Raw genomic sequence first — 14158 nt, forward strand, 5'->3', positions numbered from 1 at the left:
GCCGATCACGGGGCCGGGTCCTCATCGCGGGCGCGCAGCGCGGCGTGGAGGGTGTCGCGGGCGATCGGCGTGGCGGTGAAGCGGATGCCGATCGCGTCCCGGATGGCGTTGGCCATCGCCGGGGCCACCGGGTTGAAGGGGGACTCGCTCATGGACTTCGCCCCCCGGGGTCCGAGGGAGTCCTCCGTGTCGGCGAAGTACACCTCGCTGCGGGGGATGTCGGCGAAGGCCGGCACGTGGTACTGGCGCAGGATGTCGGTGGTGACCCGGCCGGTGGCATCGATCCGGATCTGCTCGTGCAGCACCGCGCCGATGGCCTGGGCGATGCCGCCCTCGACCTGGCCGCGGCACTGGTGCGGGTTCATGACCTTCCCGGCATCAGCGGCCTGGACCGACTGCAGGATGCGCAGCTCGCCCGTGCCGGTGTTCACCGCCACGCGGAAGCCGTGGACGTTGAAGGACACCGACCGCGGGGTTCCGCCCCAGTGGCCCCGCCCGACGTAGCGCTCCTCGTCGCTGCCCTCGGCGACGTCGCCGAGCAGCGCATCGAGCTCCACGTCCCCGTGCGGGGTGCGCACCACCGGACCCGCGATCTCGCACTGGGCCGCGTCGCTGCCGGTGCGTGCGGCGGCGGCCGCGCGGAGCGTGTCGGCCAGCTCCCGCGCGGCGGCATCGGTGGCCCGGCCGGCCACCACGGTGCCCGTGGACCCGAACGCCCCCGTGTCGTGCTCGACGAGGTCGGAGTCGGACTGGCGCAGGACCACACGGTCCGTCGTGGTCCCCAGGGCGGTGGCCACGAGCTGCGCGTGCACCGTGGAGGTGCCGTTGCCGAACTCCGCCGTGCCCACGCGGGCCTCGTACCGTCCGCCCGGCAGGAGGCGGACCCGGGCGTGCGCATGGTGGCCTCGCGGCGGCACGGTGTCGATCATGGCGATCGCCGTGCCTTCGCCGACCTTCCACTCCGGCCCGAGCGGGTCGGCGTGCCCGGCGGCCTCCGCGGCTGCCTCGCGGTCGCGGCCGCGCGCCAGTGCATCGCGCACCAGGTCGATGCACTGGTCCAGCCCGTAGCTGCCGAAGTGGACGTCCTCCTCGGGTTGCTCGTGCATGGAGATCATGGGGTCTTCGACGCCGACGACGTTGCGGCGGCGGAACTCGAGCGGGTCCAGGTGCAGCTGGGCGGCGAGCTCGGACATGGCGGACTCGACGGCGAAGATCATCTGGCTCAGCCCGTACCCTCGGAACGCGCCGGAGGGGACGTTGTTGGTGTAGACCACACAGGCGTCGACCTTCTTGTTCGGGGCGCGGTAGACCGACAGCGACTCCCCGCACCCGTGGAACATCACCCCCGGCCCGTGGTTGCCGTAGGCGCCCGTGTCCACGCGGACGTCCACGCCCAGCGCGGTGAGGCGTCCCTCGGCGTCGGCGCCGGCCCGCACGCGGATCCGGAAGGGGTGGCGCACGGTGGTGGCGGAGAACACCTCGCTGCGGGAGAGCTCCAGCTTGACCGGGCGGCCGGTGGCCCGCGTGGCCAGCGCGGCCAGGTCCTCGGTGAGCACTTCCTGCTTGCCGCCGAATCCGCCGCCCACGCGCTCGCAGAAGACCCGGACCCGCTCCTGGGGCAGGCCGAGGATGCGGGAGAGCGTGCGGCGGACGAGGAAGGGGACCTGGGTGCTGGAGCGCACCACGAGCCGGCCCTCGCCGTCGGTCCACGCGATGGAGCCGTGGGTCTCGAGGGCCACGTGGGAGAGCCGGTGGGTGCAGTAGGTGCCCTCATGGGTCACCGCCGCGGCCGCGAGCCCGTCCTCCAGGTTTCCGATCTCCCCGTGGGCCTCGGCGAGGATGTTCCGCCCGGGATCGGCGATGCGGGACTCCTCGGGCTCGCGCCCGGCGTGGAGGGCCGGAGCGCCCGGGGCATCCGCCTGCTCGGGATCCAGGACCGCCGGGAGCACCTCGTAGCGGACCTCCACGAGCCGTGCGGCCCGGTCGGCGGCCCGTGGCGTCTCGGCCACGACGAGGGCCACGCGCTGGCCCACGTGGCGCACCACGTCGTCGAGGATCCGGGTGTCGTCGGGGTCGTCGGTGTACAGCTCGTGCTGCGCGGAGGAGAACCGGACGGCGGGGGCGTCCTCGTGGGTGAGGACGGCGACGACGCCGGGCTCGCGGAGCGCGCGGGAGGAGTCGATGCCCAACACCCGCGCGTGGGCATGCGGGGAGCGCACCACGGCGGCGTGCAGCAGCGCGCCCGGCAGGTCCGCCGGGTCGATGTCCATCGTGTAGCGCGCCGTGCCCGTGACCACCCCGGGGCCCTGGGGAGCCCCGGTGCTCGAGCCGACGCCGCCGAAGCCCTCGTCCACGTTCACGCGGCCGCGGACGGCGTCCTCGATGGAGCGGTAGCCGGTGCACCGGCAGAGGTTGCCCTTGAGGCTGCGGGGCAGGTCCGCCAGCTCCCGGTCGGTGAAGGTGCAGGCGGTCATGATCATGCCGGCCGTGCAGAAGCCGCACTGGAATCCGCCGGCCCGCAGGAAGGCCTCCTGCGTCGGGTGCAGGTGCTCGGGGGTCCCGAGGCCCTGGACGGTCGTCACGGTGCGCCCGGACGCCCGGTGGGCGGGGTAGATGCAGCTGTGAACGGGGGCGCCGTCCACGTGGACGGTACAGGCGCCGCAGTCCCCGGCGTCGCAGCCCTTCTTCACCCCGAGGGCGCCGTTGTCGCGGAGCCACGTGCGCAGGCACTGCCCCGGTTCCGGCCGGACGGGAACGGGGCGCCCGTCGACGAGGGCCTCGCCCTCCCGGGGCGACGGGGACGGCGTCTCGCCGGCCGTGCTGGGTACGGTCGTCATCGGGCGGTCCCTTCCATGGTGATGTCGCCGGTGGTGCGCCGCGCGGCCGCGGGCGCGCCGGGCAGCAGCTCCGCAAGGATCTCCTCGCCGAGCCGGTGGGTCATGGCGCGCCGCCAGTCGGGGGCGCCGTGGACGTCGTCGTGCCAGCCCTTGTCCGCCACCGCCGCGTCGATGGCCGAACGCCACCCCTCGCCGGTGGCCGGCGACTGCTCCGCCCCTCCGAGGTCGACCACGAGGGGGCGGCGCGTGGAGGCGGTCACGACGATGCGGATGCGGCCGGGGCCGGTGCACCGGCCGATGAGCAGGGCCGCGGACCGTCCCCGCTCGGTCAGCGAGATCCGCCGGAAGGCCGAGGGCTGGCGCAGGGCGGCCAGCGGGATGCGGAAGCAGCGGATGAGCTCGCCGTCGCGCAGCGCCGTGCGGGTCTCTCCGAGGACGAAGTCGGCGACCGGCAGCTCGCGGCGCGCACCCCCGGGGCCGAGCAGGACGGCGACTGCATCGAGGCCGGCCAGCAACGAGGTCATGGGCCCGGCCGGCAGGGCCGTCGCCACGTTGCCGCCGACCGTCGAGACGTTCCAGATCTTGTAGGAGGCGACGAAGGAGTCGCAGCAGGGCCGGAAGAGGTCGAGCCCGGGCAGCAGGTCCCGGGGCAGCGGCAGGTCTGCGGCCTCGGGCAGCGCGTACACCTCGGCGACCCGGCAGGTCGCCGCCAGCTCGAGCGCGGGGACTGGCGGGGCGTCCTGCCCGGCGTCCTGGTGCCCGGCGTCCTCGGGATTCCCGTCGGCGTCCCAGAGCACCGGCTGCCATCCCGCCCCGGTGAGGTCCAGGAGCCGCCGCGGGCGGCCGCGGGTGATGTCGGTCCCGTAGGAGAGCAGCACCGTCCCGCCGGCGAGCCACGAGTCGCCGGGCAGCCACTGGTCGGGATCCGCGCTCATCAGCACTTCCTCGACGCTGGTCATGTCCATCTCGTCTGCACCTTCCAGGAATCGGGAGCTTTCTCCATGCCGCGGGACGCATGGACGGGCCCGGCGGTGTCCCGCAGGGGCCGCACCGCCCCGTCCCCTCCGCGCCGGGCGGCAATGACCTCCGCGAGGATCGCCACGGCGACCTCCTCGGGGGTCAGCGCGCCGATGTCCAGGCCGATGGGGGAGTGGAGCCGGCGCAGCAGGGCCTCGGGGAGGCCGCCGCGGAGCAGGTCCTCCGCCCGGCGCCCGTGCGTGGTGCGGGATCCCATGGCTCCCACGTAGGCCAGGTCCATCCGCAGGGCCAGGTCCAGGACTGCGAGGTCGAACCGGGGGTCGTGGCCGAGGACGGCGACGGCCGTGCGCGCGTCGAGGCGCCCCGCCGCGTGCTCGGCCTGCAGGTGCACGGCCGGCGTCTCGGTCACCACCTCGTGGGCGCCGGGATGGCGGGCGGCAGTGGAGAACAGCGGCCGGGCATCGCAGACCGTGACCTGCCAGCCGAGGGGCCGGGCGGCCGCGGCCAGCGCCGCAGCGTAGTCGTTGGCGCCGTAGACGATCAGCCGGGGCGGCGGGCGGTGCGACTCGACGAGCAGGCGCCCGAGGACGGGGCACCCGCCCTCCTCCCCGCCGTGCACGGGCACGATCCGGGTGCCTCCGGCCTTCAGCGCCGACCGCAGCTCCTGCACAGACCGTTCCGGCAGCATGTCCGTCACGGCTGCCGGCAGCGGGTCGGCGGGGTCCAGGAGCACGGGCGCCGGCAGGCCGACGGCCGCTCCCGGGAGGGCGCGGAGGAGCGCGGCTGCCCGGACGGGGAGGGTCTCCACGGCGGCGACCCGGGACGGGAGCGCTCCGCGGAGGTCCGTCATCGGCTGGACCAGGACCTGGAGGCTGCCCCCGCAGGTCAGGCCGACGCCGAGGCCGTCGTCGTCGCCGTAGCCGAACTCGACGACGTCGGCGGTGCCGGTCTCCAGGACCGTCAGGCAGGCGTCCACCACGGCGGCTTCGACGCAGCCTCCGGACACGGAGCCGACGGCGAGCCCGTCGCGTCGGACGGCCATGGAGGTCCCGGGCGGCCGCGGGACCGAGTCCGACACGGCGACGACGGTGGCGATGGCCCACTCCTGGGGGTCGGCCATGGCCGGGGCGAAGTCCTGGAGGCGCTCGAGCACGGTCACCGCCGCCGGGCGGGGCAGGGGCATGCTGAAGGGAAGGTCACGGCGGTCAACTCCTCGGTGGCTCTGGGCCGCCGCGGGGGCGGAGCGCCGGTACGTCGGAAGGAGGTACCGGGAGCTCTCTGGCGGCAGTCCAGCACGGTGGCGTGGTTGCTCGCCCGGTAGATAGTCCAGTCAGGACCCGCCATGGGCTGGGTCACACCGTAGCGGAAAGGCTGCGCCAACTGCAACGGCTTCCGGGCGAGTCCAGGGCAAAATGGAAAAGTATTTCCGAAGATGTGTTGCGCCTCACGGTCCGCTGCCCTACGGTGGTCTCAGCCAATGGCGGGCCCCGGTTGCAGGGGCTATCTACCGGGCATGATCTGACAGCCGGGTGGACCCGCCGATGGACATGAACCGTTCCCTTGGGTCCTCCCATGACGCATAGGACGTGAGCATCATGTCGACCACTCCCCAAGGCACCCTCCGCACGCAGGACTTCCTCGAGCGCGCCATCGACCTCGCTGCCCGGAACGCGGCCGCCGACGGAGGGCCGTTCGGCGCCGTCGTCGTCACGCCGGACGGGCGCGAATTCTTCGCCGTCAACCGCGTGACCGCGGACAACGACCCGACGGCACACGCCGAGGTCATGGCGATCCGCACCGCGTGCAGCGCGCTGGGCACCTTCGACCTCACCGGGTCGGTGCTCTACACCAGCTGCGAGCCGTGCCCGCTGTGCCTGTCCGCGTCGCTGTGGGCGCGGCTCGACGCGGTCTACTTCGCCGCGGACCGCCACGACGCGGCAGCCGGCGGGTTCGACGATGCGGAGTTCTACGAGTTCTTCGCCCGCAGCCCCGAGGAGCGGGACCGGGCCCTGCCGGTGCGCCACATCGCCGTGGAGCGCCGGACCGCACCGTTCGAAGCCTGGGCTGCCAACACCAGCCGCACCGAGTACTGATTCCCCTTCCCCGCATCACCCGGGCCGCCGCCCACCGCGGACGGCGGCTGCCGGAACCCACCAAGATCTGGACACTTCCCGACGAGCGCCCCGCGGGGCCGGCCGGGAACAACAGAGGATCGCCCAACCTTGCGCGCCGGGCACCGCCCGCGCACTGAAGGAGGCTCCTTCCATGTCACCGACCACAACAGACACTGGTACCAAGGCCCAGGCCCGGGCCGGCCGCTGGGGACGTGCAGCACGCACGGGCCACGCCCCGGGCCCCGAGGACGAGAGGCTCCCGCTGGGGCGCACCGGCGCCTACGGCTTCCAGCACGTCCTCACCATGTACGGCGCGATCGTCGCCGTCCCGCTCATCATCGGCCAGGCCGCCGGGCTCTCTGGGGAGAAGACCGCCCTGCTCATCAGCTCCTGCCTGCTCATGGGCGGCATCGCGACCATCGTGCAGAGCGTCGGCGCCCCGTTCATCGGCTCGCGCCTGCCGCTCGTCCAGGGCGTCTCCTTCGCCGGAGTCGCGCCCATGCTCGCGATCCTGGCCGGGGGCCACGATCTCACCGCCATCTTCGGGGCGGTCATCGTCTCCTCGGCGGTGGGCTTCCTGACGGCGGGTGCGTTCTCGCGCATCATCCGCTTCTTCCCGCCGGTCGTCACCGGCACCGTCATCACCGTCATCGGGATCTCGCTGCTCCCCGTGGCGATCTCCTGGGCCGCCGGGCACGGCACCGACGGGGCCGCCGACCTGCGCAGCCTCGCCCTCGCAGGCACCACGCTGCTCATCGTGCTCCTGCTGTCCAAGGTGGGCGTCGGGATGATCTCGCGCCTGTCGATCCTGCTGTCCTTCATCCTCGGCACCGGCGTGGCCGCCGCGCTGGGCATGGTGGACTTCTCGGGCGTGGGCCGCGGCGCCCCGATCACCTTCCCCACCCCCCTGGCCTTCGGGCCGCCGACCTTCGAGGTGGCCTCCATCATCTCGATGCTCATCGTGGTCCTCGTGACCATGACCGAGACGACGGCGGACATCCTCGCCGTCGGCGAGATCGTCGGCGCGAAGGTCGACGCCCGCCGCGTCGCCAACGGCCTGCGCGCGGACATGTTCTCCTCCGCCTGCGCCCCGCTGCTGAACTCGTTCACGCAGACGGCCTTCGCGGCCAACGTGGGCCTCGTCGCCGTGACCGGCATCCGCAGCCGCTTCGTGGTCGCCGCGGCCGGGATCATCATGGCCGTGCTGGGCATGTTCCCCGCCATCGGCCAGGTGGTCGCGGCCATCCCGGCCCCGGTCCTCGGCGGAGCCTCGATCGTGCTCTTCGGCACCGTGGCCTCCTCGGGGGTGCGCACCCTGGCCAAGGTGGACTACCGGAACTCGATGAACCTGGTCGTGGTGGCCGTCGCGTTCGCCTTCGGCCTGATCCCGGTGGCCGCGCCCCACTTCTACCGGGACTTCCCGGCCTGGGCCCAGACGATCCTGGGATCCGGGATCAGTGCCGCCGCGATCGTCGCGATCATCCTCAACCTCCTCTTCAACGAACTGCGGGCGGGCAACTCCCGCAACCAGTCCGTCCTCGCGGCGGCGCCGGTGCGGATCGTGCGGGCGGACGCGCTGACCCATCTGCGCGAAGGGGACCAGCTCCGCAACGGAGCCATCGTGGACTGCGACGGCACCGAGGTGGCGGTGGTCCCGGAGCACTGCTTCGACGACGTGCACCGGATGATCGGGGCCGGTGAGATCACCGACACTGGAGGGGTGCACAGGATCCTGCAGGAACGGCAAGCGCCCCGGTGAGCAGCCCCTGCGTCGTCGTGCTCGCGGCCGGCCTCGGGAGGCGGCTGGGCCGCGGCCCCAAGGCCCTGCTGCGGCTCGAGGGGGAGACGCTGGCGGCCCGGGCCGTCCGGGCCGCCGCCGCGGCGGGCGGCCGCCCCCTCCTGGTCCTCGGGCCGCGGGCGGCCGAGATCGCGGCGTCGGTGCAGCAGCCGGACCGCGGCGGGGAGCTCGTGACCGTGCAGGTGAGCGGATGGGAGGAGGGGATGTCCCGCGCCTGGCGGGCAGGAGTCGAGCGCGCGCTGGAGCTGGAACCCGGGCTTCCGGTGGCGGTCGTGCTGGTCGACCAGCCCGGCGTCGGGTCTGAGGTCCTTTCCCGGCTGCTCCAAGCCCACCGCCCCGGGCGGATCACGAGGGCCGCGTACCGGGGGCGTCCGGGCCACCCCGTGGTCCTCGACCCCTCCCACGCCGCGGCGGCCGCACGCCGGGCGCAGGGGGACACCGGAGCCCGGGAGTACCTCCGGGACCACCTCGACGCGATCGACACGGTCGAGTGCGCCGACCTCGGCAACGACGACGACATCGACGTCCCCGCCGACTTGGCCCGCTGGCCCGGCCTGGGCTGAGAAGGCGGCGAGCACGACGCCGGCCGCCCCCCCCGCGCGGGGGGGGCGGCCGGCGTCGTGCTCCACGCTGTGGCGTGGACGGCCCGCGGGGGCCTAGCGGAAGTTCACGAACTGGAGGTCGACGTCCTCGTAGCCCTTGAGCAGGGAGATGGTGGACTGGAGGTCGTCGCGGGACTTCGAGGAGACCCGGAGCTCGTCGCCCTGGATCTGGGCCTTGACGCTCTTGGGCGCCTCATCCCGGATGAGCTTGGAGATCTTCTTCGCGTGCTCCTGTGAGATGCCCTCCTTGATGGAGGCCTCGATGCGGTACTCCTTGCCCGAGGCGAACGGGTCGCCGGCATCGAGCGACTTCAGGGAGATGCCCCGCTTGACCAGCTTGGACTCGAAGACGTCCAGGACGGCCTTGACGCGCTCCTCGGCGTTGGCCTTCATGAGGATCTTCTCGCCGCTGAAGTCGATCTCGGCGCCCACGCCCTTGAAGTCGTACCGCTGGGCGATCTCCTTCTGCGCCTGGTTGAGGGCGTTGGCGACCTCCTGCTTGTCGACCTTGCTGACAACGTCGAACGTCGAATCTGCCATGGGTAACCTCCGTCTGGACGGGTCTGGGTGCTGCCCCCCAGCCTAGCCGCTTGGGCCCCGGCGGGCCCGGGTAATATCTGGGCGGCACCGCGGAATGCCCACAGTTCACTCACAGCCGAACCCCAGTCGGATCGCAAGGGAAACTGCGAGCGTTGGTACCACTGAAGGCTCGCGAGGGAGGGTCCATGGCGGAGAACGCGCCACGTTCCGAAGACGGCGTTCCGGCGAAGGCGCCGGACGATACAGCACCGAAGAAGTCGATCGCCGGCCGGGCGGCCGCAGCAGCCGGGGGAGTGGTCGCCGCCGCGACGCTCGCCGCCGGCATCGCCATGTCTCCGGCCCCCGCGGCATCCGCACGGCTCGACGCCGTGCATGCGGACCTCGCTCGGGCCGTCGCGCTGAGGCAGATCACCGATGAGCAGGCGGCGTTCTTCGAGGCCCAGGTTGCCCGCGCCATCGCCTCCGAGGAGGCGGCGCAGACGGCCGACGGCGACGGCGCACCCGCCGCCGAGACGGCCTGATTCCCCGGCCCCGCGGCGGATTCGACGCGTGGGCCAATGTTCTGTAAGGTTGTCTTGCTCGCACCGCGGAACACGGCTTGGCTGTGGACCACGGCGTGGCGTTCGGCAGATTACCCGAGCGGCCAAAGGGGGCTGACTGTAAATCAGCTGGCATTGCCTACGGGGGTTCGAATCCCTCATCTGCCACCGAACGAAGGGCCCGGCTTCATCTTCTCGATGAGGCCGGGCCCTTCTGGCGTCTGGCCGGCGAGCGCCGTCAGTTCTCCGCAGCCTGGTCTCCGGGCCGCAGCGCCGCGGAGGCCTGCACGCCGGCCGCCTCCTGCATGCCGCCGAGGACCGCGGTGACGGCCTCCTGCGAGGAGCGCCGCGGCTCCCAGCCGAGCGCGGAGCGGATGCGCGAGGTGTCCATGATCGGCACCTGCACGGCCATGTCGATCCAGCCCGGGTCGGTGCGCTGGATCCGCAGCTTCCACGAGAGCCACACGAGGGCGCGCAGCGCCGCGGCCGGTAGCGGCACCGACTTCTTGGCGCCCAGGACCGGCGGGAAGGTGGTCGGGTCCAGGACGGGCTCGGCGGCCACGTTGAAGGCGCCGCGGGCGTGGGCGGCCAGCACCTTGGCGTAGGCGTCGGCGACGTCCTCGGCATGGACCGCCTGGAAGACCATCGTGGGCGGCATGGGCAGCACCGGCACCCGCGAGCGCGCGATCTGCTGGGGGATGAAGCGGCCCAGGAAGTAGCGCCCCACCTCGGAGGCCTGCCCCGACTGGAAGATCAGCCCCGGACGCAGCCGTGCGACGGTGATGTCCGGATGGTCCGCCTCGAAGCGGTCGAGCAGCCGCTCCACCGCGGCCTTCTGCCGGCTGTAGTGCGAGGTGTGGAGCCCGCCGGTGGGCCACGACTCGTCGACGCGCTCGTCCTTGGGCCCGGGACTGTACGCCCCCACGGAGGAGGCGTAGACGAGGTGCCTCACCCCGGCCTCGGCCGCGGCCTCGAAGACCTGCCAGCTCCCCTCCACGTTGACCCGGTGGAGATCGTCCTGGTGGTGATTGGGCTGGATGATCCACCCCAGGTGCACCACGGCGTCGCACCCGCCGAAGGCGCTCCGCAGCGCCGGGACCGCATCCGGCGAGCCGATGTCGATCTGGTGCCAGGAGGCGCTGCGGTAGGGCTCGGCCCGGGGATCCGGGGCGCGGCGGGCGACACCGATCAGCTCGTGGCCGCCCGCGGCCAGCGTCCTCAGCAGCGCGGTGCCGACGTTCCCGGTGGCTCCGACGATGGCGATGCGCATGGTTGCTCCTTCGGCAGTGCGGTCCCTGTCCCTGTGCTCATTCCCGCAGGCCGCGCCGGGCAACCATCTCCAGCACCTCGGCACCCCGGGCGCGCCCGTCGAGCGCGCGGGCGCGCTCGCCCATCCGGGCGGCCGCCTCGCGGTGGGGGCCGTCCGCGAGGAGCTGCTCCACTGCCGCGCGGATCTTCGCCGGCCGGGCCGTCCGGGACAGGCGGCGCCCGACGCCGGCCCGCTGGACCGCCGCGCCGACCCACGGCTGGTCGGTGGCCCGGTCCAGCGGCAGGACGAGCAGCGGGACCCCGTGGGCGAGCGCGGCCACCGCCGTGCCGTGGCCGCCGTGGCTGACCACGAGGGAGGCCTCGGGCAGGAGCTCGGCATGCGGGCGCCAGCCGTGCACCTCGACGCCGGCGGGCACCCGCAGCGCACCGGCGGCGAGCCCGGAGCCCAGGGTCGCCACGACCCGGGCGGGGAGGCCGTCCACGGCATCGAGCACCCTCCGCCAGGTCGGGACGAGGGCCGGATACGGGGCGGTGCTCAGGGAGAGGACCACGGTGGGCGCGGCGGGCCGGGCCGGGACGGCGCGGACCATGGGCCCGAGGTGCACCACGTCGCCGTGGCCCCGGTCCAGCTCGGGGATGGTCGGCGCCAGGACCGGCCGGCCGGCGTTGAGCAGGCGCAGGGCGCGCAGGCCCCGCACCCGGAGCACGGCGTCGAGGGAGGGGAGCACCCGCCGCAGCACCCCGTCCAGCGTGTGCTCGAGGACCACGTACTCGCGGCCCGCCCGCCGCAGCGCGTCCATGACCCCGAACAGGGCCACGTCCACCACGATCACGTCGGCCGGGTGCGCGGCGAGGTCCGCCAGCACGTCGCGCCGCATCGGCGGATCGGAGGCGATCCGCACCATGTCCAGGGGCGTGGAGCCGGAGGGGAACGTCCGGGTCGTGGAGAAGGACGCGAAGCGCACGCCCGGGGCGGCGAAGTCGGCGGCCTGGGCGGCATCACCGAGCACACTGACCGCGTGGCCCCGCAGCGCGAGCTCCTCGGCGAGGGCCACGGCCGGAACCTTGTTGCCGCCGCCGTCCCACGTCACGAACAGGAATCTGGCCACTGTCCCCCTCCACGGGCCGTGCCGGCCCCTCCGCGCGTCATGCTACGGGGGAGGGCGCCCGTGGTCGAGCCAATCACGGGGGGCACTTTGACATTAGGGTGCCTAACTATTAGGGTACCTAAGTATGAATGAGGAGCTTGCCCGGCTGGCCGAGGGCTTCAGGGACGCGATCCGCTACGGCACCTACATGGCCCGCCGGCTCGACGAGCTCTCCGAGCTCTCAGCCGCCCAGCTGAGCGTCCTGAACATGGTCGCCGGCGAGGGGCTGCGCATGGGGGCCATCGCCAAGAACCTCGGCGTCCGGGTGCCCACGGCCACCGAGCAGGTCGCCCGGCTCGAGAAGGCCGGCCTCCTCGAACGGTGCAGCGACCCGCACGACGCGAGGGCCGTCGTCGTGCGCCGGACCCCCGAGGGCGACGCGACCGCGCAGCGCGCCAACGCGCGCCGCACCGAGCGGATGGCCGCCGCCCTCGCAACGCTCGACGACGATGAGCGCGCGGCCCTCGCGGCCGCGCTGCCCGTGATGGACAAGATCAACCAGTACGTGATGAACCAGGAGCCGCCCGCATGACCGCCGACACCGGCGTCCAGCCCGAATCCCACCGCGAATCCGCCCCCGCGCCCCAGCACGGCCCGGCTCCGCACGAGACGCTCGAGGCCGAGAAGGCCTCGTTCTTCCGCCAGCCCAAGGCCGTCTGGGCCACGGCCGCCGCGTCCGTCTTCGCCTTCATGGGCATCGGCCTCGTGGACCCGATCCTTCCCGCGATCGCCCAGAATCTTGACGCGAGCCCGAGCCAGGTCTCGCTGCTGTTCACGAGCTACTTCCTCGTCACCGCCGTGATGATGCTCGTCACCGGCTGGGTCTCCTCCCGGATCGGCGGGAAGAAGACCCTGCTGATCGGCCTCGCGCTCATCGTGACGTTCGCGAGCCTGTCCGGCACGAGCCAGAGCGTGGCCGAGCTCATCGGCTGGCGCGCCGGCTGGGGCCTCGGCAACTCCCTGTTCGTCGCGACCGCGCTCGCCGTGATCGTCGGCGTCGCCTCCGGCGGGACGTCCACGGCGATCATCCTCTACGAGGCAGCCCTCGGCCTCGGCCTCTCGCTCGGCCCGCTCGCCGGGGCGCTCCTGGGCGGGTGGCAGTGGCGCATGCCGTTCTTCGGCACCGCGACGCTCATGGCCATTGCGTTCATCGCGATCCTTGCGACCCTCCCGAAGACCCAGCCGTCGGCGAAGAAGACCCGGTTCCGCGATCCCCTCCAGGCCCTCGGCCACGCCGGCCTGCGCTCGGTGGCCGGCAGCGCGTTCTTCTACAACTTCGGCTTCTACACCGTGCTCGCCTTCGTGCCGTTCATCCTCGGCATGGGCGCCTACGGGATCGGCGCGGTGTTCTTCGGCTGGGGCGTCGCCCTCGCGCTCTTCTCGGTCTTCGTGGCCCCGCAGCTGCAGGCCCGCTTCGGGGACGTGAAGGTCCTGGCCGGCACGCTCGCCGGGCTGGCCGTGGTCCTGGTGGGCATGGCCCTCTCGGCGGCCGCCCACGCGGTCCCCGCCGTCGTGGTCCTGACGATCGTCGCCGGGGCGCTGCTGGGCATCAACAACACCGTCTACACGGAGCTCGCGATGGGCGTCTCCGACGCGCCGCGGCCCGTGGCGAGCGCCGGCTACAACTTTGTCCGCTGGATGGGCGGCGCCCTCGCCCCCTTCATCGCCACGTGGCTCGGCGAGACCTACGGGGCCCCCGTGCCGTTCTACGCCTCCGCCGCCGCCCTCGTCATCTCGATCGGCATCGCCCTGGGCGGCCGGAAGTACATCCAGGCGCACGAGCCCGCGGCGGTTTGAGTCCCGGCCCACGGGGAAGGAGGCCGGGAGCCCGTACCCCGGGAATGAAACCCCCATGGGTATCGTTGAGACTTTCAGACCGACCCCGCAGGGTCACCCGCACAGAGAGCAAGGAGCGCGGCATGGCAACGAAGAACGTCACCGGCGAGGACTTCGCCGAGGTCATCGAGAAGAACGACATCGTCCTGGTGGACTTCTGGGCGTCGTGGTGCGGCCCGTGCCGCCAGTTCGCCCCGACCTACGAGGCCGCCTCGGAGAAGCACCCGGACGTGGTGTTCGCCAAGGTGGACACTGAGGCCGAGCAGATGCTCGCCGCCCAGGCGAACATCACCTCGATCCCGACCCTCATGGCGTTCCGCGAGAAGGTCCTCGTCTTCTCGCAGCCCGGCGCCCTGCCCGCCTCCGCGCTCGAGCAGGTCATCACCGCGGTGAAGGACCTCGACATGGAGGACGTCCACAAGAAGGTCGCCGAGGCGCAGGCCCAGGGCCCGCAGAACTGACGCACCGCGCCCCCTGCGCGCGAACGGCGCCGCTCC

13 protein-coding genes and 1 tRNA gene are annotated in these 14158 nt (G+C 73.1%); 8 read left to right on the top strand and 6 right to left on the bottom strand.

What is annotated here, in order from left to right:
* Nucleotides 1-5: 5 nt before the first annotated feature.
* The 3 genes from ACVWWH_RS01365 to ACVWWH_RS01375 are packed head-to-tail and all read right to left on the bottom strand — an operon-like array spanning nt 6 to nt 4998.
* Complete coding sequence (locus ACVWWH_RS01365; RefSeq protein WP_457315342.1) at nt 6-2837, bottom strand: molybdopterin-dependent oxidoreductase; 2832 nt, start codon at nt 2835-2837, stop codon at nt 6-8.
* Complete coding sequence (locus ACVWWH_RS01370) at nt 2834-3802, bottom strand: FAD binding domain-containing protein (protein WP_457315343.1); 969 nt, start codon at nt 3800-3802, stop codon at nt 2834-2836. Before ACVWWH_RS01370 ends, ACVWWH_RS01365 begins: the two co-directional genes overlap by 4 nt.
* Nucleotides 3793-4998, bottom strand: a complete 1206-nt coding sequence (locus ACVWWH_RS01375; RefSeq protein WP_457315344.1) for an XdhC family protein — start codon at nt 4996-4998, stop codon at nt 3793-3795. The genes ACVWWH_RS01370 and ACVWWH_RS01375 overlap by 10 nt, the downstream gene beginning before the upstream one ends.
* A gap of 412 nt (nt 4999-5410) precedes the next feature.
* On the opposite strand from ACVWWH_RS01375, the gene ACVWWH_RS01380 reads away from it, so the two are divergent.
* The 3 genes from ACVWWH_RS01380 to ACVWWH_RS01390 all read left to right on the top strand — a co-directional run bounded on the left by ACVWWH_RS01380 (nt 5411) and on the right by ACVWWH_RS01390 (nt 8290).
* Nucleotides 5411-5908: a nucleoside deaminase gene (locus tag ACVWWH_RS01380; protein ID WP_066499758.1), complete on the top strand. Its 498-nt coding sequence runs from the start codon at nt 5411-5413 to the stop codon at nt 5906-5908.
* A gap of 172 nt (nt 5909-6080) precedes the next feature.
* Complete coding sequence (locus ACVWWH_RS01385) at nt 6081-7688, top strand: nucleobase:cation symporter-2 family protein (RefSeq protein ID WP_457315345.1); 1608 nt, start codon at nt 6081-6083, stop codon at nt 7686-7688.
* Nucleotides 7685-8290, top strand: a complete 606-nt coding sequence (locus ACVWWH_RS01390) for a nucleotidyltransferase family protein (RefSeq protein WP_457315346.1) — start codon at nt 7685-7687, stop codon at nt 8288-8290. The genes ACVWWH_RS01385 and ACVWWH_RS01390 overlap by 4 nt, the downstream gene beginning before the upstream one ends.
* A gap of 93 nt (nt 8291-8383) precedes the next feature.
* On the opposite strand, the gene ACVWWH_RS01395 is transcribed toward ACVWWH_RS01390, so the two are convergent.
* Nucleotides 8384-8869, bottom strand: coding sequence for a YajQ family cyclic di-GMP-binding protein (locus ACVWWH_RS01395; protein ID WP_066499751.1), 486 nt, complete (start codon nt 8867-8869; stop codon nt 8384-8386).
* Between the two features lie 185 nt (nt 8870-9054).
* Between ACVWWH_RS01395 and ACVWWH_RS01400 the strand changes: the two genes are divergently transcribed.
* Together ACVWWH_RS01400 and ACVWWH_RS01405 are read left to right on the top strand one after the other, a co-directional pair.
* On the top strand, nt 9055-9390 hold the full coding sequence (locus ACVWWH_RS01400) for a hypothetical protein (RefSeq protein ID WP_457315347.1): 336 nt from the start codon (nt 9055-9057) through the stop codon (nt 9388-9390).
* A gap of 104 nt (nt 9391-9494) precedes the next feature.
* Nucleotides 9495-9576: transfer RNA gene (locus tag ACVWWH_RS01405), tRNA-Tyr, on the top strand.
* A gap of 70 nt (nt 9577-9646) precedes the next feature.
* Here the strand turns inward: ACVWWH_RS01405 and ACVWWH_RS01410 are convergent.
* Together ACVWWH_RS01410 and ACVWWH_RS01415 are read right to left on the bottom strand one after the other, a co-directional pair.
* Nucleotides 9647-10678, bottom strand: coding sequence for an NAD-dependent epimerase/dehydratase family protein (locus ACVWWH_RS01410; RefSeq protein ID WP_066499749.1), 1032 nt, complete (start codon nt 10676-10678; stop codon nt 9647-9649).
* Nucleotides 10679-10715: 37 nt separating this feature from the next.
* On the bottom strand, nt 10716-11786 hold the full coding sequence (locus ACVWWH_RS01415) for a glycosyltransferase (RefSeq protein WP_457315348.1): 1071 nt from the start codon (nt 11784-11786) through the stop codon (nt 10716-10718).
* A 124-nt stretch (nt 11787-11910) separates the two neighbouring features.
* Here ACVWWH_RS01415 and ACVWWH_RS01420 point away from each other — a divergent pair, with 124 nt between their 5' ends.
* The 3 genes from ACVWWH_RS01420 (at nt 11911) to trxA (ending at nt 14122) form a co-directional block, all read left to right on the top strand.
* A complete protein-coding gene (locus tag ACVWWH_RS01420) occupies nt 11911-12357 on the top strand; it encodes a MarR family winged helix-turn-helix transcriptional regulator (RefSeq protein WP_457315349.1) in 447 nt (148 codons plus the stop codon).
* Nucleotides 12354-13622 carry an MFS transporter gene (locus ACVWWH_RS01425; RefSeq protein WP_084249578.1) on the top strand — a complete coding sequence of 423 codons (1269 nt, stop codon included), beginning with the start codon at nt 12354-12356 and terminating at the stop codon, nt 13620-13622. The genes ACVWWH_RS01420 and ACVWWH_RS01425 overlap by 4 nt, the downstream gene beginning before the upstream one ends.
* A 122-nt stretch (nt 13623-13744) precedes the next feature.
* A complete protein-coding gene (gene trxA / locus ACVWWH_RS01430; RefSeq protein WP_066499745.1) occupies nt 13745-14122 on the top strand; it encodes a thioredoxin in 378 nt (125 codons plus the stop codon).
* The last annotated feature ends 36 nt before the right edge of the window (nt 14123-14158 follow it).

It is taken from the genome of Sinomonas sp. RB5, assembly GCF_054063535.1.

What these genes read in the sequence shown, in the direction of transcription:
- ACVWWH_RS01370 (WP_457315343.1), bottom strand. Translation starts at nt 3,802, where the DNA reads ATGGACATGACCAGCGTCGAGGAAGTGCTGATGAGCGCGGATCCCGAC.
- ACVWWH_RS01425 (WP_084249578.1), top strand. Translation starts at nt 12,354, where the DNA reads ATGACCGCCGACACCGGCGTCCAGCCCGAATCCCACCGCGAATCCGCC.
- ACVWWH_RS01400 (WP_457315347.1), top strand. Translation starts at nt 9,055, where the DNA reads ATGGCGGAGAACGCGCCACGTTCCGAAGACGGCGTTCCGGCGAAGGCG.
- ACVWWH_RS01395 (WP_066499751.1), bottom strand. Translation starts at nt 8,869, where the DNA reads ATGGCAGATTCGACGTTCGACGTTGTCAGCAAGGTCGACAAGCAGGAG.
- trxA (WP_066499745.1), top strand. Translation starts at nt 13,745, where the DNA reads ATGGCAACGAAGAACGTCACCGGCGAGGACTTCGCCGAGGTCATCGAG.
- ACVWWH_RS01375 (WP_457315344.1), bottom strand. Translation starts at nt 4,998, where the DNA reads ATGCCCCTGCCCCGCCCGGCGGCGGTGACCGTGCTCGAGCGCCTCCAG.
- ACVWWH_RS01380 (WP_066499758.1), top strand. Translation starts at nt 5,411, where the DNA reads ATGTCGACCACTCCCCAAGGCACCCTCCGCACGCAGGACTTCCTCGAG.
- ACVWWH_RS01365 (WP_457315342.1), bottom strand. Translation starts at nt 2,837, where the DNA reads ATGACGACCGTACCCAGCACGGCCGGCGAGACGCCGTCCCCGTCGCCC.
- ACVWWH_RS01410 (WP_066499749.1), bottom strand. Translation starts at nt 10,678, where the DNA reads ATGCGCATCGCCATCGTCGGAGCCACCGGGAACGTCGGCACCGCGCTG.
- ACVWWH_RS01420 (WP_457315349.1), top strand. Translation starts at nt 11,911, where the DNA reads ATGAATGAGGAGCTTGCCCGGCTGGCCGAGGGCTTCAGGGACGCGATC.
- ACVWWH_RS01385 (WP_457315345.1), top strand. Translation starts at nt 6,081, where the DNA reads ATGTCACCGACCACAACAGACACTGGTACCAAGGCCCAGGCCCGGGCC.